Genomic DNA, 22,561 nt, shown 5'->3' with positions numbered 1-22,561 from the left:
CGACCCCTGAAAACGACCCGCATCCGGCGATGCGCCGACGCGCGCTCAGCCCGTCACTGGTCGAGGCATCGCACGCACAGTCGCTTCGCCTGGCTGGCCGGCAAGCCGCGACACATCATCACGACCGGGCGCGCATGGCACGACGGCGCGTCCGCGGCGGCGGCCGCCGACGGCAGCCGTCGCGCGCGCTCGGGCGGCGTGGTCGCGACCGCGTCCATGCGCCGCTGCCGCGCCGGCGGCGGCACGTCGCGCACGACCGGGATCGGCTCGACGCCGCCCTCGCGCGCATTGCGCTGTGCGCTGGCGACGACGCGGCTCACGTAGCCGCTCGAGAAGCCGGTCGTGAAGTTGCCGCTGTAGTAGCAGGACAGCGCCGCGCGCAACGCGGCCTGCGGCGAGCGGCCGGTGTTCGACGAGCGCGCGAAGCACTCGGTCAGGATCGCGCCGCCCGCGCGCAGGTTGCGGCACGGTTCGAACATCGTCGCGTCGTCGAGCCCGTACTTCGCGAAGTTGCGCTCGTTCACCTGCGCGAGCCCGACGCTGTAGCTGAAGCCGCGCGCGGCCAGCTCGCTCGCGGTCGCGCGCGCCTCGTCGAGCGACGCCGGCTGGCGCGTCAGATGGCCGCCGACCACGCCGATCGCATACGGATTGAAGCCGGATTCGGTCCGCACCAGCGCGGCGAGCGTATCGGGATCGACGTTCGGCGCGCACGCGCGCGCAAGTTGCGTGAAGGCCGCGGCGCTGCCTGCCGCGCGCGCGTCGCGCACGTTCAGGCCCGAGCACGCGAGCATCAGCGCGGCCAGCGCGTACAGGCCCGCGGCGACGCAGCGCAGCGCGCGCGCGTTCATCCCGCCCCCGCCACGCGGTACGACAGCACGAGCCCGTGCACGAGCAGCGACCAGCCGTCGAGCGCGACGAACAGCAGCAGCTTGAACGGCACCGAGATCGTCGTCGGCGAGATCATCTGCATCCCGAGCGCGAGCAGGATGTTCGCGACCAGCAGGTCGACGACGATGAACACGATATAGATCACGAAGCCGATCTGGAACGCCTTGGTCAGCTCGGCGAGCGTGAAGCTCGGCACCAGCACGAGCAGGTCGTCGTCCTTGATGCCGTCGGCGCGGTTTTTCGGCCACACCGACGTCGCGGTGCGCACGAAGAATTCACGGTCGCGCTGGCGCGTGTGCGAGACCAGGAAATCCTTGATCGGCGGCAGCGCGGCGTCGGCGAGCACGCCGATGTCCGCGGTCGACAACTGCCCCGCCGCGTCGAAGTGGCGCGCCTGCAGCGCGTCGCGGATCGACATCCCGACCGGCGCCATGATGAACAGCGACAGGATCAGCGCGATGCCGTTCAGCACGAGGTTCGGCGGCACCTGCTGGATGCCGAGCGCGGAGCGCAGCAGGCCGAGCACGACCACGAGCTTCGTGTAGCTCGTCACCATCAGCGCGGCGAACGGTGCGATGCCGAGCGCGGCGATCACCGCGATCAGCGCGACCGGATTCGGCAGATTGCCCATCGCTCAACGCTCGCGCGGGGCCGGCTGCGTCAGCGTGACGACGCGCACGCCGAGTTTCTGGCCGACCGCGATCAGATGCCCGGTGCCGATCAGCATGCCGTTCGCGACCAGATGGATCACGCTCTGGTTGATCCCTTGCTGCAGCTCGATCACCGCGCCCGGCTGCAGCGCGCCCAGTTCGCCGAGCGGGATCGACGTCGGCGGCAGCTCGAAGCGCAGGTCGACCGCGAGGCCGTCGAGCGAGCGCGGTGCGTCGTCCGGCGGCGCATCGTGTGCGGTCGCGGGCGGGGTGTCGGTGCGGGTCGGTTCCAAAGGCATCTCCCTGATTCGTTCGACGGTCAGCCGGGTGCCGGACGGCCGTCCGGTGATCTCCCACGCCGGCGTGGCCGGCACGCGCGCGACGCACAGCAGGTTCTGCTCGTGCGCGCGCCAGCGTTCGATCGCGATGATGTCGCCGCCGACGACGTCGGCCAGCTCGGCCGTCGTCAGTTCGGTGCGGCCGATCTCGAACACGAGCGGCACCGGCAGGCTCGCATAGGCCGCGTGCGGGGCCGGCCGCGCGGGCGCCGGTTGCGCGAAGAACACCGCGAGCGCGTCGGGCGCGTCGAACAGCAGCGCGCCGTGGCAGCGCCATGCGCCGTCGGCGCGGCGCAGCTCGAAGCGCAGCGCGGCCGGTGCGGTGTGCCATGCGGGCACGCTCGCGGGCGGCGGCAGCAATTCGACGCGCTGCCGCGTCGCGGCCTGTATCACGGCCGCGAGCGGCGCCGCGAGATCGGCCAGCAACGCCGCTCGGATCACGGCCGGCACGGCCGGGTCGGCGGCATCGCCGAGCCATTCGGTTTCGGCGAGCGGGTCGAGCCACAGCGTGCCCGTGGCCGGGCCGACGACGAACCGGTATGCATGGGCATCGGCAACCGGCTCGGCGGCGACGCGCCAGCGCACCTCGTACGCGTGCTCGCCGAGCGTGACCGGCACGGCGGCCGGCGCGCCGTATGCATGCGACAGCCCGCGCGCGGCGGCCGCGGACAGACGCGGCAGATACGGCGACGCGTCGAGCGGCACCGCGACCGGCGCGGGCGGCACGGCGGCGGCGGTCTGCGCGGCGGCCGGAGCGGCGGCGGGCGCTTGGTTCGCGGCGTCGCCGGTGTCGGCATTCGTCAAAGGCAGCGCAGGCACGGCGGGATCGGGGCGGATTCGGCGATGGTCGACGGGTTGTGGTGGCCGGCGGCGCGGGGGGCGCGCGGCTGCTGCGTCGATTGTAGGGACGGTGCCGGCCGCGTGCGGCGCCGGAATCCGTAGTCGCGGACGGCGCGCGGCGCGGCTCGTGGTGGCGAGCTACGAAGCGTGTCGGGGGTGTGGGGGCGGGTGAGGGGGAAGGTGGGTGGGGCTTGGGGCGTGGGGTTGGGGTGGCGCAGGGCGGTGTCGCGAGGACGCGGCGCGGTGTGGGGCTCGGGTTGGCGCTTGGGTTGCCGTGGCAGGGCTTGGCTCGACTCGACCGGGCTCGGCTCAGTCCGGCACGACTTGGCACAGCTCGGCTCGATGCGGCTCGGCATGGCATGGCTCGGCACGCCTCTGCTCAACGCGCCCGATGTACCGCGCCCCACCCAACCAGAAAACCGGCCGGCGCGCCTCGGGGCGCCGGCGCGGCCGCGGGTCACGCGTAGTCGGCGGTCACCATCGGCTGCGGCGCGGCGCGCAGGATCGGCGCGGCATCGTGGCGCTCGACGTGCGTCATCGCCGCGCCGAACAGCACGAGCCGATAGCCGACCGCATAGATCGGGATGATCCGCAGGTTCTTGTCGTGATCGAGCTGCAGCTTCGAACGGATCCGCGAGATGTGCGTGTCGAGCGTGCGCGACGACACGCCGAGCTCCCGGCCCCAGACCGCTTCCTGGATCGCTTGCCGCGGAACGATCTTGTTCATGTTGTCGAGCAGGAACTCGACGACGTCGAATTCTCGCGGCGTGACGTCGACGACCTTGTCGTCGATTTCGATCGTCCGGCGCACGAAGTTGATTTTTATGTTGTCGATGTACAGGTATTTGCAATCCATGGTGGCCCTCGCATGTCCGTAAAGGAGTGTTGCGAGTCATGTACTGCAACTTCCGGGCCAGTGATGGAGCCGCCCCAGCCGTGCGGCGGGTCCCGGCGCCCGCAATCGCGCGCCGGTGTTGAATCTAAAAGAATTTTTAACGGTGCCGCAGCCGCGTGCCGCGGCGCCGGCCCGACCGATATTGAAGAATTGTTACGTAGCATCGCGCGGGAACGTTACGGGCGTTACGTGCGTAACGTGCGTTACGGGCGGCGTTACGGCGCAGTCACGCGCAGCACGATGCGGGCGCGGCGGGGCGCCGCGCCGCACCGACGCACCGGGCAACAACGCCACACCGCACCGCCCGATGCGTCACACGTCGGTCAAGCCTTCGCGCCGCCGGCCGAATCGAACGGCAGCACGTAGTGCCGCTTGCCGGTCGCCGCGAAGATCGCGTTGGCCACGGCCGGCCCGACCGGCGCGACACCGGGCTCGCCGACGCCGGTCGGCGCCTGCGCGGACGGCACGATGTGCACCTCGACCTTCGGCATCTCGGCCATCCGTAGCACGTGGTAGCCGTCGAAGTTGCGCTGCTCGACGCGGCCGTCCTTCAGCGTGATCGCGCTGTGCAGCGCCGCGCCGAGCCCGAAGCCGATGCCGCCTTCCATCTGCGCGGCGACGATGTCGGGGTTGATCGCGATCCCGCAGTCGACCGCGCACACGATGCGCTCGACCTTCACGTTGCCGTCCGCGTCCACCAACACCTCGGCCACCTGCGCGACATAGCTCTTGAACGCCTCGGCCACCGCGATCCCGCGCCCGCGGCCCTTCGGCAGCGGCTGCGCCGGATCCCAGCCGGCCTTCTGCGCGGCCAGTTCGAGCACGGCGCGCATGCGCGGCTCCTTCGCGAGCAGGTCGCGGCGGAACAGGTACGGGTCCTTGCCGGCCGCGTGCGCGGCTTCGTCGATGAACGCCTCGACCGCATACGCGGTGTGCGAGCTGCCGACCACGCGCCACCACAGCACCGGCAGGCCGACCTTGGTCGTGGTGAGTTCGACCGACACGTTCGGCACCGCGTACGGCAGGTTCGCCGCGCCCTCGACCGACGTCGCGTCGATGCCGTTCTTCACCATGAACGCGGCGAACGGCGTGCCGGCGAGGATCGACTGGCCGACGATGCGGTGCCGCCAGCCGACCAGCCGGCCATCGGCGGTGAGCCCCGCATCGAGCTTGTGGAAGTACATCGGGCGGTAGAAGCCGCCCTGGATGTCGTCCTCGCGCGTCCACTGCAGCTTGACCGGCGTGCCGTCCGCGCCGAGCGCCTTCGCGATCGACACGGCCTCGACCACGTAGTCGGACCACGCGTTCGCGCGCCGGCCGAAGCTGCCGCCCGCATACAGCGTGTGGATGCGCACCTGCTCGGGCTCGAGCCCCGCGACCTTTGCGGCGTTGCCCTGGTCGATCGTCTGGAACTGGTCGCCGGCCCAGATCTCGCAGCCGTCGGCCGTCAGCTTGACGACCGCGTCGAGCGGCTCCATCGGCGCGTGCGCGAGATACGGGAATTCGTAGGTCGCGCTGAGCTTGCGCGCGGCGCCGGCGATCGCCGCGTCGGCGTCGCCGTCCTTGCGCGCCGACACGCCCGGTTTCGCGGCGAGCTGGCGGTATTCGCGCATGATCTCGTCGGAGCCGCGCTTTTCGGCGTGCGTTTCGTCCCAGTCGATTTTCAGTGCGTCGCGGCCCTGTTTCGCGGCCCAGAAGCCGGTCGCGACGACGGCGACGCCATTCGGCACCTGCACGACGGCCAGGACGCCCGGCACCGCCTTCGCGGCCGTCGCATCGAACGACTTGACGGTCGCGCCGAAGCGCGGCGGCCGCTGCAGCAGCGCGACGCGCATGCCGGGGAAGGTCGTGTCGAGCGTGAATTGCGCGGTGCCGTTCGACTTCGCCGACGCGTCGACGCGCGGGATGCGATGGCCGATCAGCTTGAAATCGGCCGGCTGCTTCAGCGTGACGTGGTCGGGCACCGGCAGTTTCGCCGCATCGGCGACGAGCGTGCCGTAAGCGGCCGTCCTGCCGCTCTTCGCGTGCGTGACCACGCCGCCCGCGGTGCTCAGCTCGCCGGCCGGCACCTGCCAGCGCGCGGCCGCGGCCGACACGAGCATCGCGCGCGCCTTGCCGCCGGCTTCGCGCAGCTGCTGCCACGAGTTCGCCATCGCCGAGCTGCCGCCCGTGCCCTGTATCGTGCCGAACGCGAGGTTCGCGTAGCGCTTCGCGTCGGCCGGCGCGCTTTCGACGCGCACGCTCGACCAGTCGGCGTCGAGCTCCTCCGCGACGATCGTCGCGATGCCCGTGTACGCGCCCTGGCCCATTTCGACGTGCTTGGCAATTACCGTGACCGCGCCGTCGGGCGTGATGCGCAGGAACGCGTTGGGCGCGAAGTCGGCGGCGGGCGGCGTCGCGGCGAGCGCGCGGCGGCCGAGGCCGGCCCATTCGAAGCCGATCGTCAGGCTGACGGCGGCTGCGGCGCCCGCGGTTTTCAGGAAGGTGCGGCGCGACGCGCGCACCGAACCGGCGTTGTCGAGTTCGATCGTCATGGTCACGCTCCCAGCGTCGCGGCCGCGTCGTGGATCGCGGCCCGGATGCGGGCGTAGGTCGCACAGCGGCACAGGTTGCCGTTCATCGCGGCGTCGATGTCCGCGTCGGTCGGCTTCGGGTTCTGTTCGAGCAGTGCGGTCGCGGACATGATCTGGCCGGACTGGCAATAGCCGCACTGCGGCACCTGCAGTTTCACCCAGGCGGCCTGTACGGCCTGCGCGGGCTTGCTCTGCAGGCCTTCGATTGTCGTCACCTGTTTGCCCGCGATGCCGGCCAGCGGCAGCACGCACGAGCGCACGGCCTGGCCTTCGAGATGGATCGTGCATGCGCCGCACTGCGCCATGCCGCAGCCGAACTTCGTGCCGGTCAGCCCCGCATGCTCGCGGATCGCCCAGAGGACGGGCATCGACGGATCGGCGTCGAGCGTGACGCTCTTGCCGTTGAGGACAAACGTGGTGGGCATTTTTTTGTCTCCGTGGGGAAAACCCGGCATGCGCCGGATCAGGTGGGAGTGTGCGCGAACGGCCCGTCGTTACGGCTATCCGATCCTGCAAATTTATTGAACAATCCTGCAAATCCCGGGCACGGCGGCGCGCGTTTCGCTATGCTCGCGCGATCCGCAAAACGACACGAGGAACCGCCATGGACATGACCGATATCGCGGCATCGCGCGAATCCGGGCGGCGCGAGCTGGCGTCGCTGATCGGCCGCTTCGCGCCGGCGGACGGCTCGCACGCGACGGCCGTGCCGGCGCTGATGCTGCACCGCCATACGCGTGCGGTCGATCTCGGCTGCGGCGTGTCGCGCGCCGCGCTCGTGATCGCCGCGCAGGGCGCGAAGCGCGTGGTCGTCGCGGGGCAGGCCTACGAATACGACGCGCAGCACTGCCTGATTACGTCGATCGACTTGCCGATCCTGTCGCGCGTCACGCAGGCGTCGCCCGACGTTCCTTATCTTTGCCTGTCGCTGACGCTCGACCTGCAGCGCATCGTCGAACTCGCTGCCGAGATGCGTCTGCCCGAGCCGGAGGCCGGCCCCGAAGGCGAAGGCATCGCAGTCGCCGAGCTGACGCCGCCGCTGCTCGACGCCGCGCTGCGCCTGTTGCGGCTGCTCGATACGCCGGCCGACATCCCGGTGATCGCGCCGCTGATCGAAAAGGAACTGCTGTACCGGTTGATGACGAGCGGGCAGGGCGCGCGCCTGCGTCACATGGCCGTCGCCGGCAGCCACACGCACCGGATCGCGCGCGCGATCGAATGGATTCGCGCCCACTACGCGGAACCGATGCGTGTCGAGACGCTCGCGCAGGCCGTCAACATGAGCGTGTCGTCGCTTCATCATCACTTCAAACACGTGACCACGCTCAGCCCGCTGCAGTATCAGAAGCAGTTGCGCCTGCACGAGGCGCGCCGGTTGCTGCTGCGCCAGGGCGGCGACGTGGGGTCGGTGGCCGCGACGGTCGGCTACGAGAGCGCGTCGCAGTTCAGCCGCGAATACAGCAGGCTGTTCGGCGCGCCGCCGATGCGCGACGTGGGTCATTTGCGCAGGAAGGAATTGCTCGGTACGTAGTCGGCGCCGTCGTCGGCCGATGTGGTCCGATGTGGTCCGACGCGGGCCGGGTGCGCGCGATGGTGCTGCGCGCACGGCCAACCACGCAGCGTTGCAACCGGCATGCCAGCGGCGCGCGCGTCATATGCGGCGCGGTATCGCGTCGTGCCGCGGCGCGGCCGGCGCGCCGCTGTTCCACCCGTGTATCCCGCGCCGCGCCGCACGCATTCGGCGCTCGCGGCGTCGCCGCGTATCGACGCGCCGAAAATGCGAGAAACGCCATACCACGATGATTTTTTCGCGCCGAAACGACGCTTGCGCGCGCCGCTTCGCGCGCGGGAAAGCGGCGTCGACGTCGTTTCCGAGTTGTTTCTCCGGTGTATCGCGCGCCATGCGGAATCGCGTGACGCCCGCATGACGCGCACATCGAAATGCAATGCGCCGGCGATCATTACCGGACGATGAAATGAATGTGCAACGTAATAAAACGCCCGATGTGCTGGCGGATACGCGTGAATGCCAGGCGTTTTTCATCGAATATGTGGGCCGGTAGAAAGCGGTGCGGCCCGTACCGGTTTTGCGATTCGTCGCTCTGCGGCATTAACCACCGATGCGCGAGCGAGTCGGGATTTTCGCGGATGAATCAATCGCATTTTCGGGTAATCGGTTTGCCGTTGCATGCATCGCGCAATCGGTCCCTTGCCGTATGCGCGCACGCTTTGCGCGAAGGCGCACGACGCGCGAGCGACCCGTCCGCAACTTGCCGCAAGCCCGCGAAAGCCCGGTGGCAGGCCGTTTTCGGGCGTTGACGTGTCCATTGTTCCGAACCGGCAGCGCGCGATTCTCAACTCTGAAACAGACGTTCGGTAGCACACACATGCGGCGCCGCGCACCGCGTCGCGCGGCCTTCGGTGGGATTGCTTCTCGTCAGTCGATGATCGCCGCAGGCGGCCACCTGTTGCCGCGATACATTCCTGAAACGAAAACCGCATGTTTCCGCGCTGCCCGCGCGCCGTGCCACCCGCAATCGTCGGCGCAATCGTGCGTGGCATGCCGCTTGCGGTATTGACCGCACCGGCGGGCAGTCGACCTGATGCAGTGAAGATTGGGGGGGCGGCAGTCTCGTCAATAAGCAGTCGGGGAACAGCGATGAAGACCACAAGCAACGGCTTGATCCGCGCATTCTCAGCGCAACGATGGGGTAACCGTACGACTCGCGGCGCAGTGCCGGCGTCGCGAGTGCGTCGTTGCCGGCGTTCCGGTATCCGCGCATTGCGCGTGCTGGAGCAGCTGTCGTTTCGCGCCACCACTGATCGACAGCGGCGCTCTCGTCGACTCACTTCACCCTGATGGACCAGCAGTTCGTATCGGGCCGCTCGATGCCGATGCGCGCGTGCACGTCCATCGACATTTCGATCGCATCGCGGCAATAGCGGCGCGACCCGGACTGTACCGAAAACCCGCGAGCCGGATTATCCGCATGATCGGCGACCGGTAACTCACGAACAACGTTGCTGCGTGACGGTCAGGCGCGCGTGCATGGTTGCGCATTGTTGTCGCGTTGCCGCGATTACGCGGCGATTTTCAGCGGCAGGGCGTTCGCCTTCGGTAAACCGGGTCGTGCATTTTCGCTCGCCGGCAGTGGCGAGCCGCATGCCGGCGCGCGGCGCCGCCCGATATCGAACGACGCACGACGAACGATACGGAACGATGCATTCGTTTTCCGGGTTCGAGACTCGGTTTATTCCGGTGACTTCACCGGTGCGCAAGCCGGTATTCAAAACGATGAATCGCAGGGCCAATAAAACAGCGAATGGGATTTAGGCAATGAGCCGAATTGCGATCGGAGAAACGCTCGTTGCCGATTGAATGGCGGTCCTTGTGTTCAGGGATTGCTCGACGCAGGCAGGCTGAAGGCGTGCAGCTTCCTGCGCTTGTTCCGTCCACGCCGTTTTGGAGTCGACCATGAAGAAGCTTCTGATTGCAGCAGCAGTGATGGCGGTTTCGGGTGCAGCGTTCGCAGCGAGCGGCACCCAGTCGAGCAGCAGTTCGTCGAGCGGCGGCCAGACGATGGCGGGGGTGACCGGCTTCGGTCACTTCACCGCCACCGATTCGGGTGCGGCACTCGGCGCGGCCGGCGCGATGGCCGGCGGCGGCACCAGCGCGGCGGTGTCGTACACCGATCACACCAACACGTCGACGGTGGGCGGCTTCGGCTTCGGCGGCTCGCAGTCCGGCGGGCTGAGCGGCGCGAACGCAGGCTCCAGCGCCTGGACGTTCCGCCACTACTAAGCCGCCGCGCGCAGCGCTCGTCATCGAATGGTGGCGCGGACGCCGGGAATCGCCCCGCACGGGGCGGCCCGGCGATCCGGCCACCGACCTTCGTCATCGCAAGGAATTGCTATGAAAGCCAACGTCTTTTTAGCGACCGCGCTCGCCGTGCTGTCGTCGGCCGCAGCGGCCGCCGGCACGACGACCTTCAACCAGACTCAGTCCGTGGCGTCGGGCGTCTCGGGTTCGGTGCTGGTCGGCACCGGCAGCTATACGAGCAACACGACTTCGGTCGCAGGCGCGAGCGCCGGAAGCACGGTGACGCCTGCGGGCTCGACCGGCACGGCGTCCGCGTACCACGACTCGACGTCGACGGCCGGCGGGTGGGGCACCAACGGCGGCGCGTTCGCGGCTGGCGGCGGGATCGGCGCCGCGGGCTCGTTCGGCGGCACCGCCAATACGACCGAGAACGCGAATGCGTTGTCGGGCGGCGTGACCGCCACGATCGTGCTCGGCGCGAACCACTACACGGCGAGCGGCGGCAACGACGCCGGCATCGCGAACGCGGGTGCGAGCGGGCTGGCCGGCTTCGGCGGATCGTCGACGATCGCGGGCTCGAACCACTACAACACGTCGACCGTCTGGAGTACCGGGCCGGCCGGATCGCCGTCGGCGTCGGGCGGCAGTCAGGGCAGCTCCGGCGCGACGGCCGGCACGCCCTGATTCGGGTGGAAGGGACCAGTTTCCCGGTGACGCTGGTCTCTGTTGCGCCGTTGTCGTCACCGTAAGGAGCTGGCATGAAGCAGAACCTGATTGCCGCCGTCGTGATGCTCACGTCGCTGACGGCGTATGCCGCCGACCGCGCGACCGACGACGTGCAATCGAACGTACAGACGTCAAGTAACACTGAGCAGACAACCAAACCGTCACCGCAACACACGCTGTCGCCGGGCAATGCCGCCGGCGCGCCCGCGGCCCCGCCATCGCAGGGCATGCCGGGCGGTTCGTGGTCGCAGTTGGGCAGCGGCTGGAAGCAGTTCGGGGAAACAGGCAAAGCGGCAGGAACGCAACGGGATTGATGCGGTTGCCTGGGTGGGCGGTCCAACCTCGTCCGGAGATCAAAATGAACAGCAGCAAGATCAGGGCGGCCAGTGCGGCGATGTTCGCGCTGGCCACGATCGGCGCCCATGCGCAGACCGCCGACTCGACTTCAAGCGCGCAGTCCTCGACGTCGTCGACGGCCATCGGCCAGGGCGGCGGCTCGAGCATGAATACCAACGTGACGAGCTCGCGCGGCGGCAATGCGACGAGCGGCAGCACGAGCGGCGTGCGCGGCAGCGGCAATTCGAGCGTGCAGGTCAACTTGACGCTGCCTTCGTCGACGAGCGGCGGCTCGACCGTGACGCCGCAGAGCGCGAGCTCGCTCGCGGCCGGCGCGCCGGGCTCGAGCCCGTACAACACGCAGGTGGCGGAGAACGTCAACTACTCGGGCACGCAGACGATCAAGACGAACCCGGCGATCCAGGCGCCCGGGCTGACGACCACGTTGTCCGATACCTGCATGGGCTCGGTGAGCGTCGGCGTGTCGTTCCCGGGGTTCGGCGCGACCGGCGGCACGACGCTGGTGGATCAGGCGTGCGTGCGACGGCTCGATGCGCGCGAATTTCGCGCGATGGGCTTGACCGACGTCGCGCTGGCGCTGCTGTGCCAGAGCGACGCGAACCGCCGCGCGGTCGAGGCGACCGGCCACCTGTGTCCGGGCACGACCGCGCCGCTCGCGCGCTCGAACGTCGCGCCTGCCGCCGATGCGACCGTCGCCGACGACTTGAAGTACCGCGATCCGCTCGTGCGCAACCGGATGGGGCTGCCGCCGCTCGATGCGGCTGGGCCGGCGCCTGTGCAGATGCGGGCGGTGGCGGGGAATGCTGGGCAGGCGGGGGCGTTCGTCGCGGGAGCGCCGATCGGCGCGCCGGCTGCGGCGGCGATGCCGGGTGCGGCGCAGGCGGCTGCGGGGAATGGTGCGCAGGCGGTCGCGGTCGTGCCGGGCGTGGCCGCGGCGTCGGCTGCGATGAGCGCGGTGCCCGCTGCAGCGACCGCTGCCGTGTCGCCGAGTGCCGCGACGGTTGCGGACAACGTGTCACGGCCTGCACCGGCACCGGTCGCGGGGGATAAGGTGCCCGCGCCTGCGTCGGTGATTGCGGAGAAGGTTTCGAAGCCTGCACCGATGGTTGCCCAGGAGGCGTCGAAGCCCGCACAAGTGGTTGCGGAACAGGCACCGGCACCCGTCCCGACGGTTGCGGAAAAGGCACCGGAGCCCGCGTCGACGAGTGCAGACAAGGCATCGACGCCTGCACCAGTGGTTGCGGAAAAGGCATCGGAGCCTGCGTCGGTGATTGCGGAAAAGGCCTCGACGCCTGCACCAGTGATTGCGGAAAATGCGTCGGCACCCGTCCCGACGGTTGCGGACAAGGCACCGGAGCCTGCGTCGACGATTGCGGAAAAGACCACCGAACCCGCGGCGACCGCCGCCGACAAGGCCCCGATGGTCGCCGACAAGCCCGCAGACCCCGCCCCGTCGCTCGCCGCCAACGCGTCAGCGCGCACGCCGGCCGCGACCGACACCGGCGCACCGGCCATGCCGACGGCCGACGCCAACGCAGTCGACCACGCGCCGCAAGCGCCGCAAGCGCCGATCGCCTCGGCCATGCCTGCCGCCGAAGCCGCCCAGCCCGTGGCGGCGACGGCCCCGAGCGCTGCCGACGCAACGGCCGTGGTCGAATCCGCAGCCGTGCCAGCCGCGGACGTGCCCGCGACAGCCACGCCGGCGATCGACCAGCACGCCGCCCCGTCGGCGCCGCTCGCGCCCGCGCCGACCGTCGTCTCGACGAGCACGTCGTCGTGACCGGCAGCGCGCTTCGATGCAACTGGTATGCCGCCTGCACGGCAAGCGCCGCAACCGGTTGCGCGATGCGCGCGACAGCTTTGACGGGTGTTGGTTCTACCCCGAGGCCAACACCTCTTTTTGCCTGTCGAGGGGACAGGAGGCGCGGATCATGAGGTTCCTTTCGATCGTTCTGCTGCTGGTCGGCGCACACGCCGCCGCGCAGTCGCTGTTTCAGAATCCGGCGGTGTTCGTGATCCTGAACGAACAGAGCGTCGCGAACGCCGCGAGCATCCAGCAGTCGCTGACGACGCTCGGCCGCCCCGACAACACCGCATGCGTGCCGATGATGATGGTCGGCGATCCGCAGACGATCTACATGGTGCCCGAGGAAGGCCACGCGCCTTCATGGCAATCGCCGGTGTACGGCCGCGCCGCGCCGTTCGTCGCGCAGAGCGGCCCGACGCCGACCGGCAAGACGGTCGGCGCGATGCAGCACGCGGACGACATGCAGACGCAGCCCTGGGCCGACGGCAGCACGGTCACGCAGACGATCGCCGGTGCATCGAGTCTGTCGGCATCGGCGCGCGTCGACGACTGGCAAAGCCACGCGCTGGCCGCGATCGAGACGGCGCGCGCCGGCGACGTGACCGTGGACGGCAAGACCTACCGCCGCTATCGCGACGAGCTGGACCGGTCCGCGCGGCCCGTCGTCGAACCGCAGATCTATATGCGGCGTGTCGTGTTCTGCCGATAACGTCATTTTCCCGATCGGACCGGCAGGCCGCGCGCCATGTCGCGCGCCCCGCTCCGACCGACAACGCCATGTGACGAGGCCATCGTGAATCAATGCTGCCGGATCAGACTGTCGAGCCATCCCGAAACCGAGCGGATCGCGTGCATGCCGCCGCCGGTCGCGGCGTCGCGCCATCATGCCGCGCCGTCGCGCCCGCTCGTCTACGTGTCGCCGTATCCGGACGCCGCGCTCGTCGACTGTCTCGCGTCGCGCGGCTGGGACGTCTCGCGCGCCAAGTCCGTTGCGGACGCACTCAACCTCGTGAAGGCGAACCGCCTGCATGCGGGAATCGTCGACTTCACCGCGTTCAATATGCGTGACGCGGCGCGTGACGCGGCCGCGTTCGAGGCGCTGCTGCGCGACCCGCACGTCGGCTGGGTCGCGCTCGCCGACGACGCGCTGCTGCGCGATGTCGCGCTCGCGCGCCTGATCCGCCAGTGCTGTTTCGGCTTCGCGTCGCGCGCCGCGGGCTGCAAGACGATCGGCTATCTCGCCGGCCATGCGTACGGGATGCTGAAGCTCGCGCACGCCGATCCGGCCGCGCTCGCGATGCCGCCCTGCGACACGATGATCGGCGCATGCGACGCGATGCGGCGCCTGTTCTCGACCATCCGCAAGGTGGCGAACACCGACGCTGCGGTGTTCATCGCTGGCGAATCCGGGACGGGCAAGGAGTTGACCGCCCGCGCGATCCACCGGCATTCGTCGCGCGCCGACGCGCCGTTCGTCGCGGTGAACTGCGCGGCCATTCCGCCGACGCTGCTGCAGGCCGAACTGTTCGGCCACGAGCGCGGCGCGTTCACGGGCGCGCACCAGCGCAAGATCGGCCGGATCGAGGCCGCGCACGGCGGCACGCTGTTTCTCGATGAAATCGGCGACATGCCGTTCGAGAGCCAGGCGAGCCTGCTGCGCTTTCTGCAGGAAGGCACGATCGAGCGGCTCGGCGCGCACGCGTCGGTGCCGGTGGACGTGCGGATCGTGTCCGCGACGCACGTCGATCTCGAGGCGGCGATGCGGGCCGGGCGCTTTCGCGCCGATCTGTATTACCGCCTGTGCGTGCTGCGTATCGACGAGCCGCCGCTGCGTGCGCGCGGTCGCGACATCATGCTGCTCGCCGATCACGTGCTGCAGCGCTATCGCGGCGACAGCCCGCACCGGATTCGCGGCTTCATGCCGTGCGCGATCGAGGCGATTCACGACTATGCATGGCCGGGCAACGTGCGCGAGCTGATCAACCGGATCCGCTTCGCGGTCGTGATGACGAACGGCCCGCTGATCTCGGCCGACGATCTCGAGTTGAGCCAGTACCGGTTGCGCCGCCCGCCGACGCTCGTGGAGGCGCGCCGGCAGGCGGAGCGCCGTACGATCGAGGAGATGCTGCTGCGGAACCGTCGCCAGCAGCATGCCGACGTCGCGGCGCAGCTCGGCGTGTCGCGCGCCACGCTGTACCGGCTGATGACCACGCACGGCTTGCATGGGTGACGCGGCGTGCACGCGCAGCGGACCGCGTTAGGGCCTGTTCGGAAGAACGCGTTCGTGGGGCCAGCGCAAGCCCGTTATCGGCGTGAACAGGCCCTAAGCCGGGCGCTCGAAATCCGATTCGATCCAGCGTGCGGCGCTGGCCTTGTTGAGCTTGAATCCCGCCGACACCTTCGCGTCGGCCAGCAGTTCGCCGTACGGGTCGAACGCCTTCAGTTCGGCATACGGCTCGAACTCGTCCGGCACGATGTCGAGCGTCACCGACACCTCGATGCCGTCGTCGCGCTGCACGGTCACTTCCTTGTGCAGCATCGCGCGGCGCTGCTGCTCGTGACGCATCAGCACTTCGGTCGCGGTTTTCACTAGCGTGCGGAACGCGTTCGCATCCATCGGCTTCGGGTTCTTCTTGTCGCGGCCCATCGTCCACGGGCCGACGAGTGCGGGCTCGGCCTCGCCGTCCTTGATCATTTCGACGGCCCAGCCGTCGTCGTCCTCGTTCTTGATGATGCGGGCCGTCCAGCCGTTGTCGCGCCAGAGGCCGTCTTCGTGGATGGTGGTGTCGTCGGAGTGCAGATCGGATTCGGTCATGGAAGAAGCAGGGGGCCGGCCGGTGGCGCACGGCCGGGCGTGCGCTGCCGTCGGCCGGTCGTCCGGAATGGCATGCTGGGCCGCAATTTTACCGCGCCGGCAGGCGGCGCGGCCCGCACGGCCCGCAACGTCGGCCGTCCGGACGATGCGCGCGTCCGCGATCGCGTACGACGATCGAAATATCAAACTCGTATTACGTCCCTGGACGCCCATCTATACCGCGTCCGATATCCCGGCCGCGCGCCGTTTCATAGAATGACGGCGGGATAAAAATATCCCGCCCGCGGAGTCACCGCCCAACCGGCCGCGTCGCGACGTGTCGCGTCGCGCGGCCACGCGACCTTCAGGAACCACGCATGGGGAAATTCAACATTCGCACCGTTTTCGCGTACGACTGGCCGCTGACGCTGGCCGGCGTCGAGCATATCGCCGGCGACGCGTGCGCGATCGAGCTCGTCGGCGCCTACCGGAGCCCGTCCGACATGGTCGCGGCGCTGGCCGATGTCGACTGCGATATCGCGCTGGTTGACTATTCGATCCGCGGCGGCCCGCCGATGGACTGTCTGGCGCTGCTCGCATGGTTGCGGCGCATGCGCCCGGGCGTCGGGACGGTCGCGCTGGTCGGCAGCGAGAGCCCGGTGATCCTGCGCTCGATCGTCGCGCAGGGCTGTCCGAGTCTCGTCAGCAAGTTCGACGATGTCGGCCACATCGTCACGGCGATCCATTCGACCTACAGCGGCGGACGCTATGTGTCGCCGCTCGTGCGCAGCGCGCTCGATGCGATTGCCGAACAGGACGGGCCGCCCGTCAAGCTGTCGACGCGCGAAATCGAGGTGATCCGCCTGTATCTCGACGGCATGCCGATCAAGACGATCGCGCAGCGGCTGAACAAGGGCAAGCAGACGGTCAGTGCGCAAAAGATCAGCGCGATGAAGAAGCTCGGCGTGAACAACGATGTCGAGCTGATTCAACGGGCGGCCGCACTCGGCTTCGGCGGCGGACAGGCTGCAGGGCGGCTGCGCGGCGCGGGTGCGGTATCGGTGATGCAGCGCGAATGACGATGCCGACGCGTATGCGCGATGTCGATGGCGGCAAGGTCGCGCGGTGGGGCGGTATGCGATCGGCCGTGAACGCCGATCGGTGGGAAGGGTGAATGAGCGGAGTGGGCCGAATGCGCCGAGCGGGCTAAACGGACGAAGGGATCTGAACGGCCGCGGCCGATACATCTTCGATCGACGTGCGCCCCGCGGGGACGGCCGGGCAATTGCGTAACCGGCCGCGACACGAGACGCCAGTTCGCCGCGCGATCGTCGCCGCGCAAGGGGGCGTTCGCGCCTATGAAGCGCACGTGCGTGCGTCGTCGCATCGACACCGCACGCAACCGAATGTGAGCCCCGGCCAGCCACCCGACGCGAGCGCGCCGGGTGCAGCAGCGCGCCGCAAGCGCGCCGGTATCAGGCCGGTATCAGCCCGTCATGCCGGCAACGAGAACCGCGTGACCGCGTCGCGCAGCGCCTCGGCCTGGTCGCGCAGCGAATGCGCGGCAGCGGCCGCCTGCTCGACGAGCGCCGCGTTCTGCTGCGTGACCTGATCCATCTCGCCCACGGCGCGGTTGACCTGTTCGATCCCGGCGCTTTGCTCGCGCGACGCGTGGCTGATCTCGTCGAGGATTTCGTTGACGCGGCGCACCGACTGCACGATCTCGGTCATCGTTTCGCCGGCGTGCGTGACGAGCGTCGCGCCGTGCTCGACCGTTTCGTTCGACGACACGATCAGCGACTTGATTTCCTTCGCCGCCGTGGCCGAGCGTTGCGCGAGCGAGCGCACCTCGGCCGCGACCACCGCGAAGCCGCGGCCCTGTTCGCCCGCGCGCGCCGCTTCGACGGCCGCGTTCAGCGCGAGGATGTTGGTCTGGAACGCGATCCCGTCGATCACGCCGATGATGTCGCCGATCTTGTGCGAGCGGGCCGTGATCTCGTTCATCGTGCGCACGACGTCGTCGACCACCTCGCTGCCGCGCGTCGCGACCTGCGCGGCCTGGCCTGCCAGCGTTGCGGCCTGCGCCGCGCTGTCCGCGTTCTGTTTCACGTTGGCGGTCATCTCGTCCATGCTCGATGCGGTCTGCACGAGGGCGGCCGCCTGCTCCTCGGTGCGCTGCGACAGGTCGGTGTTGCCCGATGCGATCTCGCTCGCGCCGACGTTGATGTTCTCGGTGCCGGCCCGCACCCGCGACACCATGTCGATCAGGCCGCTCTGCATCGAATGCAGCGCGTGCAGCAGGCTGCCGCGATCGTCCTGCTTCACCGTCACGCGCGTGGTGAGGTCGCCCTGGGCGATGCGCTGCGCGGCGTCGAGCGCAGTCTCGAGTTCGCCGCCGAGGTTCGCACGCACGCTCTTCAGCACCAGCACCATCACGACGGTCGCGGCCGCGCCGAGCACGGCCGTCATCACGAGCCAGCGGCCGACGCTCGCGAGCACCGCCGCATAGACGTCGTCCATGTACATGCCCGTCACCAGATACCAGTCCCACGGCGCGAAGCGCTGCACCGCGCTGGTCTTGGCCTGCGGCTTGTCGGCGCCCGGCTTCGGCCACATGTATTCGACGAAGCCCTTGCCGCCGTCCGCGTTGCCGGCCTTCACGATCTCGATGAACAGATGCTTGCCGTCCGGGTCGGTGAAGTTCGACACGTCCTTGCCGTTGAGCTCCGTCTTGATCGGATGCATGACGATCGCCGGCTTCGAGTCGTTGATCGAGATGTAGCCGTCGGTGCCGTAGCGCATCGCGGCGATCGCTTCGAGCGCCTTCTGTTTCGCGTCGGCTTCGGACAGCGCGTTCTGCTGCGACAGCTTGTAGAAGTGATCGGCGACGTTGGTTGCCTGCGCAACCAGCGTGGACAACTGGTCGCGGCGGTCTGCCGTCATCGACGTGCGCGTCTGCCACGCGCCGATCCCGGCGATCATGAGCAGGCCGAGCCACAGGATGACGATCATCGAAGCGAGTTTCTGGTTCAGGGAAAGGGTGCGCATGGGTATCAGGTCGGTCGGTCAAGCAGGCGCGCCGGGACGGCCTAGCGGTTTACTTCTGGTTTACTTGTTTGTCGGCTCGACGCGACCGTTCCCGTAGGCGGGAAATCCCTTAGATGTCTTGCGAACGTCGCATGCCGGCCTGCGGTCATCCCTGCATATGCATAGGTTGTGTGGCTATACTGTCTGACGATTGCGGCCATGCGCCGGGCCGGCGAGCGGCCCGCGTGGCGGCATTGAACGAGGCGAAAGGAGGCAGCGATGCGGATTCTGGTGGTAGGGGCCGGCGCGGTCGGCGGATATTTCGGCGGACGCCTCGCGGCGGCCGCGCGCGACGTGACGTTCCTGGTGCGCGAAGGTCGCGCGGCGGCGCTCGCGCGCGATGGTCTGATGATTCGCAGCCCGCGCGGCGACCTGACGCTCGCCAATGTGCAGACGTTACGCACCGGCGACGCGGCCGCGCCGTTCGATCTGGTGCTGCTCAGCTGCAAGGCGTACAGCCTCGACGACGCGATCGCGTCGTTCGCGCCGTTCGTCGGGCCGTCGACGTTGATTCTGCCGATGCTCAACGGGATGCGTCATCTCGACGTGCTGCGCGAGCGGTTCGGCGCGGAGCGGGTGCTGGGCGGACTGTGCGTGATCGCGGCGACGCTCGATCGCGAGCAGCGGATCGTACATCTGAACGACACGCACGGCCTGTCGTTCGGCGAACTGGGCGGCGGCGAATCGGCACGCGTGCGCGCGGTGGCCGACGTGCTCGGCGGCGCGGGCTTCGACGCGACGCTCAGCGACGACATCGTCGCGCGGATGTGGGACAAGTGGGTGTTCCTCGCGACCCTGGCCGCGAGCACGTCGTTGTTTCGCGGTTCGGTCGGCGATATTCTCGCCGCGCCGGACGGGCGCCGCCTGCTCGAGGCCATGCTCGACGAGTGCAGCGCGATTGCCGCGCACAACGGTTATCGCCCGGAGCCGGCCGCGATCGAGCGGATGCAGCGAATGGTGCTGACGCCGTCGCCGCTGACCGCATCGATGCTGCGCGACGTCGAGAACCGCGCGCGCGTCGAAGCCGATCACGTGCTCGGCGATCTGCTCGCGCGCCGCGACCCGCATGCGGCGGATGCACTGTCGCTGTTGCGCATCGCGTACAACCATCTGAAGCCTTACGAGGCGCGCGTCGCGCGGGAAAGCGCGGCCGCTTAATGGCTGTTGCGGGTCACACGATGCGCGATGCGTGCGCAACCGTCGGCTAAACCGGATCCTTGCTCGGCGGCCCGTCCGGTTGTTGCGGATTCTCGTGAGGGTGGCCGGGCGCCGGCGGCGACAACGGGTCGTCTTCCGGATCGCGGTTCGGGTCGGCCGGGGGCTCGGGCATCGGGGTAGTGTGATCCATGGAGAGCTCGCGCAATGCGTGACAGGGGAAGCGGACGGCGCGGTGAGCGCGCCTCGTCTTCGTTATAGGCAATCGGGCACGCGTTTGCAGTGCGATTGCCTGCGATATTCGCTCGGCGGTTGATATCGCACCGAATCTCGGACCTTGCGCTGGCGGCGCGCGTCGACGTCAGCGCAGATCGGCCGGCGTATCGACGTCGCGCACGATGCCCGGATCGTCGACGTCGAGCAGCTGCACCGGCGCGCTGGCGAACAGCGCGCGGGCGCCCGTATCGCCGTCGAGCGCGGCGAGCGCATCGTAATGGTGCAGAGCAAAGCCGACCGGATGACCGCGCACGCCACGATGCATCGGCGCGACGATCGATGCGCGATCGGCATCTAGCGCGCGCGTGACGGCTTCGTAGGTGGATGCGGCGATCCACGGCATGTCGGCGAGCGCGACGAGCCAGCCGGTCGCGTCCGGCGCCGCGCGCACGCCGGCTGCGAGGCTCGCGCCCATGCCGCGCATCGCGTCGGGTGCGTAGACGACCTGGCAGCCGGCTTCGTTCAGCAACATCGCGAGTTTTTCGGCGCCGGGACGCACGACGGCGACGACGTCCGCCGTCGCCGCCGCAAGGTGCCGCGCAGCGGCGACCGCGACCGGCGTGCCGTTGGGCAGCCGTGCGAGCAGCTTGCTGTGCAGCCCCGTTGGATCGAAGCGTTGACCAAGACCGCCGGCGAGCAGGACGCCGGTGGCGAGTGACGCATAGGACATCGGCGCGGGGAGAGGAGGGCAGGTGGGCCGATTGTGCGGGAGCGGTCGGCGATCGGCAAGTGCCGATGTTACCGACGCAGGCGGATGGGTGGCGGAAAGAATGTCGGCGAGCGGTTGCGTTCGTGCATGGTCGCGTCGAGCGCAGCGGGTTGCACGTGCTGAGCCGTGCATCGCCGCGTAGGCGCGGACGCCGCTCGCGTTACCGATGATCGTGACGATAGTTGTGCGGCTGGCGGCTGGCGGCTGGCGAGTGCGACCGGCGACCGGCGACATGCGCCGCGACGCGCGTGCTCGCGCTGCCGGCATCGGCGTTCGCGGCCGGATGCGAACGAATCCGGCCGCGCGGCGCCGCTGCGCGTCAATCGATCCCGTGGAACACCGCGTCCTCCGGCCCGAGATACGCAGGCGGGCGCCACGTCGCGTCGCGCATCGAGTGCTGAACCAGATTCTCGACGCCGAGCAGCACCGCGAAGATCGCCATTCGCACGGGGATGCCGTTGTCGGTCTGGCGGAAGATTGCGAGGCGCGGATCGCGGTTCAGGTCGACGGACAGGTCGTTCGCGCCGGGCCGGCTGTCGCGCGGCAGCGGGTGCATGATCAGCGTGTCGGGCTTGCATACGGAGTCGACGAGCGCCTGGTTGATCTGGAATTCCGGCGTGTAGCCTTCGAACGATTCGTCGGTGAAGCGCTCCTTCTGGATCCGCGTCGCGTAGACGACGTCCGCGCCGCGCAGTCCGGCCGCGAGGTCGTTGGTCTGCTCGATCACGTGACCGTTCGTCGTGATCTGATCGATGATGTACGCGGGCATCTCGAGCGTCGGCGGCGACACCAGCGTGAACTTCAGCCCGCGATACAGCGCCAGCAGCTTGACGAGCGAATGGACGGTGCGGCCGTATTTCAGGTCGCCGACGAGCGCGATATGCGCGCCGTCGACGATCTTGCCCAGGCGCGAGAATTCGCGCTGGATCGTGTAAAGGTCGAGCAGCGCCTGGCTCGGGTGCTCGCCGGGGCCGTCGCCGCCGTTGATCACCGGCAGGTTGGTCGCGCGCGCGAATTCGGCCACCGAGCCCTTCTCCGGGTGGCGGATCACGAGGGCGTCGACGTAGCCGGCCATCACGCGGCTCGTGTCGTAGATCGATTCGCCCTTGGCCATCGACGAGAACGTGAAGCCGGTGGTGTCGCACACCGAGCCGCCGAGCCGGCAGAACGCCGCCCCGAACGACACGCGCGTGCGGGTGCTCGCTTCGAAGAACAGGTTGCCGAGCACCGCGCCCTCGAGCACGCGCGAAATCTTGTGGCGCCGCGCGATGGGCTGCATCACGTCGGCGACGCGGAACAGCGCCTCCACCGAGTCGCGCGAGAATTGGTCCACCGAGATCAACTGCGGCTTGCCTTCGAACAGGAACTGCTTCGCGAGGCCTTGCTTGTCTACGCTTTGCGTATAGTCTTCGCCATCCGGGCCTGCGCGCCCGACGATTTCCGAGACGAAGCGCTCGACGATCTCGGGCATGCCGCGCGATTCCTGCGAATCGTCGGGCAGCAGCCACGTATCGAGCGCACGGCGGCTCACGCCGATGCGGCTCGCGAACGCTTCGCGCGTCATGTTGAGGCGGCGCATCGCGTCGCGCAGGAAGGCTTGCTGGGGAACGGTCATCGGCGGCACCCTGGTGGAAAATATACGCGAT

The 22,561-nt window shown here is 69.0% G+C and carries 22 protein-coding genes; 10 read left to right on the top strand and 12 right to left on the bottom strand.

Annotated elements, in window-relative coordinates; translation table 11 throughout:
- Positions 1 to 53: 53 nt before the first annotated feature.
- The 6 genes from EX20_RS18510 to EX20_RS18485 all read right to left on the bottom strand — a co-directional run bounded on the left by EX20_RS18510 (position 54) and on the right by EX20_RS18485 (position 6,609).
- A complete protein-coding gene (locus EX20_RS18510; RefSeq protein ID WP_014725395.1) occupies positions 54 to 848 on the bottom strand; it encodes a lytic transglycosylase domain-containing protein in 795 nt (264 codons plus the stop codon).
- On the bottom strand, positions 845 to 1,519 hold the full coding sequence (sctR, locus tag EX20_RS18505; RefSeq protein ID WP_011882597.1) for a type III secretion system export apparatus subunit SctR: 675 nt from the start codon (positions 1,517 to 1,519) through the stop codon (positions 845 to 847). The genes EX20_RS18510 and sctR overlap by 4 nt, the downstream gene beginning before the upstream one ends.
- A gap of 3 nt (positions 1,520 to 1,522) precedes the next feature.
- Positions 1,523 to 2,695 (bottom strand): type III secretion system cytoplasmic ring protein SctQ, encoded by a 1,173-nt coding sequence (sctQ, locus tag EX20_RS18500; RefSeq protein WP_034194303.1) that lies wholly within the window; start codon positions 2,693 to 2,695, stop codon positions 1,523 to 1,525.
- A 478-nt stretch (positions 2,696 to 3,173) separates the two neighbouring features.
- A complete protein-coding gene (locus EX20_RS18495; RefSeq protein WP_011882595.1) occupies positions 3,174 to 3,572 on the bottom strand; it encodes a winged helix-turn-helix domain-containing protein in 399 nt (132 codons plus the stop codon).
- Between the two features lie 362 nt (positions 3,573 to 3,934).
- Complete coding sequence (locus EX20_RS18490; RefSeq protein WP_034194302.1) at positions 3,935 to 6,145, bottom strand: xanthine dehydrogenase family protein molybdopterin-binding subunit; 2,211 nt, start codon at positions 6,143 to 6,145, stop codon at positions 3,935 to 3,937.
- A 2-nt stretch (positions 6,146 to 6,147) separates the two neighbouring features.
- Positions 6,148 to 6,609, bottom strand: a complete 462-nt coding sequence (locus EX20_RS18485) for a (2Fe-2S)-binding protein (protein WP_011882593.1) — start codon at positions 6,607 to 6,609, stop codon at positions 6,148 to 6,150.
- A 179-nt stretch (positions 6,610 to 6,788) separates the two neighbouring features.
- On the opposite strand from EX20_RS18485, the gene EX20_RS18480 reads away from it, so the two are divergent.
- Positions 6,789 to 7,715 carry an AraC family transcriptional regulator gene (locus EX20_RS18480; protein WP_034194301.1) on the top strand — a complete coding sequence of 309 codons (927 nt, stop codon included), beginning with the start codon at positions 6,789 to 6,791 and terminating at the stop codon, positions 7,713 to 7,715.
- Here EX20_RS18480 and EX20_RS32005 read toward each other — a convergent pair.
- Positions 7,682 to 8,146, bottom strand: a complete 465-nt coding sequence (locus EX20_RS32005) for a hypothetical protein (RefSeq protein ID WP_131929104.1) — start codon at positions 8,144 to 8,146, stop codon at positions 7,682 to 7,684. The two genes, EX20_RS18480 and EX20_RS32005, sit on opposite strands and share 34 nt — an antisense overlap.
- 1,059 nt (positions 8,147 to 9,205) lie before the next feature.
- Here EX20_RS32005 and EX20_RS30930 point away from each other — a divergent pair.
- The 7 genes from EX20_RS30930 to EX20_RS18445 all read left to right on the top strand — a co-directional run bounded on the left by EX20_RS30930 (position 9,206) and on the right by EX20_RS18445 (position 15,124).
- Entirely contained in the window at positions 9,206 to 9,499 is a 294-nt protein-coding gene (locus tag EX20_RS30930) for a hypothetical protein (RefSeq protein WP_072465514.1), read from the top strand.
- A 160-nt stretch (positions 9,500 to 9,659) separates the two neighbouring features.
- Positions 9,660 to 9,986, top strand: a complete 327-nt coding sequence (locus tag EX20_RS18470; RefSeq protein WP_011882588.1) for a hypothetical protein — start codon at positions 9,660 to 9,662, stop codon at positions 9,984 to 9,986.
- Between the two features lie 111 nt (positions 9,987 to 10,097).
- Complete coding sequence (locus EX20_RS18465; RefSeq protein ID WP_011882587.1) at positions 10,098 to 10,688, top strand: hypothetical protein; 591 nt, start codon at positions 10,098 to 10,100, stop codon at positions 10,686 to 10,688.
- 74 nt (positions 10,689 to 10,762) lie between these two features.
- Positions 10,763 to 11,044: a hypothetical protein gene (locus EX20_RS18460; RefSeq protein ID WP_011882586.1), complete on the top strand. Its 282-nt coding sequence runs from the start codon at positions 10,763 to 10,765 to the stop codon at positions 11,042 to 11,044.
- A gap of 44 nt (positions 11,045 to 11,088) precedes the next feature.
- Complete coding sequence (locus EX20_RS18455; protein ID WP_034194299.1) at positions 11,089 to 12,867, top strand: hypothetical protein; 1,779 nt, start codon at positions 11,089 to 11,091, stop codon at positions 12,865 to 12,867.
- Between the two features lie 151 nt (positions 12,868 to 13,018).
- Positions 13,019 to 13,603 (top strand): hypothetical protein, encoded by a 585-nt coding sequence (locus EX20_RS18450; RefSeq protein WP_011882584.1) that lies wholly within the window; start codon positions 13,019 to 13,021, stop codon positions 13,601 to 13,603.
- Positions 13,604 to 13,747: 144 nt separating this feature from the next.
- Positions 13,748 to 15,124: a sigma-54 dependent transcriptional regulator gene (locus EX20_RS18445; protein ID WP_224383361.1), complete on the top strand. Its 1,377-nt coding sequence runs from the start codon at positions 13,748 to 13,750 to the stop codon at positions 15,122 to 15,124.
- Between the two features lie 93 nt (positions 15,125 to 15,217).
- Here EX20_RS18445 and EX20_RS18440 read toward each other — a convergent pair whose 3' ends face one another.
- Positions 15,218 to 15,709, bottom strand: a complete 492-nt coding sequence (locus tag EX20_RS18440) for a hypothetical protein (protein ID WP_011882582.1) — start codon at positions 15,707 to 15,709, stop codon at positions 15,218 to 15,220.
- A 356-nt stretch (positions 15,710 to 16,065) separates the two neighbouring features.
- Here EX20_RS18440 and EX20_RS18435 point away from each other — a divergent pair, with 356 nt between their 5' ends.
- The gene (locus EX20_RS18435; protein ID WP_034194297.1) at positions 16,066 to 16,767 is read left to right on the top strand and encodes a LuxR C-terminal-related transcriptional regulator; all 702 of its coding nucleotides are present in this window, start codon (positions 16,066 to 16,068) and stop codon (positions 16,765 to 16,767) included.
- 415 nt (positions 16,768 to 17,182) lie between these two features.
- On the opposite strand, the gene EX20_RS18430 is transcribed toward EX20_RS18435, so the two are convergent.
- Positions 17,183 to 18,736, bottom strand: coding sequence for a methyl-accepting chemotaxis protein (locus tag EX20_RS18430; RefSeq protein WP_011882580.1), 1,554 nt, complete (start codon positions 18,734 to 18,736; stop codon positions 17,183 to 17,185).
- A 258-nt stretch (positions 18,737 to 18,994) separates the two neighbouring features.
- Between EX20_RS18430 and panE the strand changes: the two genes are divergently transcribed.
- Positions 18,995 to 19,933, top strand: coding sequence for a 2-dehydropantoate 2-reductase (gene panE, locus EX20_RS18425; protein WP_034194296.1), 939 nt, complete (start codon positions 18,995 to 18,997; stop codon positions 19,931 to 19,933).
- Positions 19,934 to 19,979: 46 nt separating this feature from the next.
- Here panE and EX20_RS32560 read toward each other — a convergent pair whose 3' ends face one another.
- The 3 genes from EX20_RS32560 to EX20_RS18415 form a co-directional block, all read right to left on the bottom strand.
- On the bottom strand, positions 19,980 to 20,123 hold the full coding sequence (locus EX20_RS32560; RefSeq protein ID WP_165487640.1) for a hypothetical protein: 144 nt from the start codon (positions 20,121 to 20,123) through the stop codon (positions 19,980 to 19,982).
- A 168-nt stretch (positions 20,124 to 20,291) separates the two neighbouring features.
- A complete protein-coding gene (locus EX20_RS18420; protein ID WP_014725380.1) occupies positions 20,292 to 20,876 on the bottom strand; it encodes a nucleotidyltransferase family protein in 585 nt (194 codons plus the stop codon).
- A gap of 358 nt (positions 20,877 to 21,234) precedes the next feature.
- Positions 21,235 to 22,530: an aspartate carbamoyltransferase gene (locus EX20_RS18415; RefSeq protein ID WP_034194295.1), complete on the bottom strand. Its 1,296-nt coding sequence runs from the start codon at positions 22,528 to 22,530 to the stop codon at positions 21,235 to 21,237.
- Positions 22,531 to 22,561 lie beyond the last annotated feature (31 nt).

Origin of the sequence: Burkholderia sp. WP42 (assembly GCF_000745665.1) — a bacterium.
In the GTDB taxonomy this organism is placed as follows: Bacteria; Pseudomonadota; Gammaproteobacteria; order Burkholderiales; family Burkholderiaceae; genus Burkholderia; species Burkholderia vietnamiensis.
The sequence above is the reverse complement of the archived record's forward strand: the minus strand, read 5'-3'. Positions and strand labels throughout refer to the sequence as shown.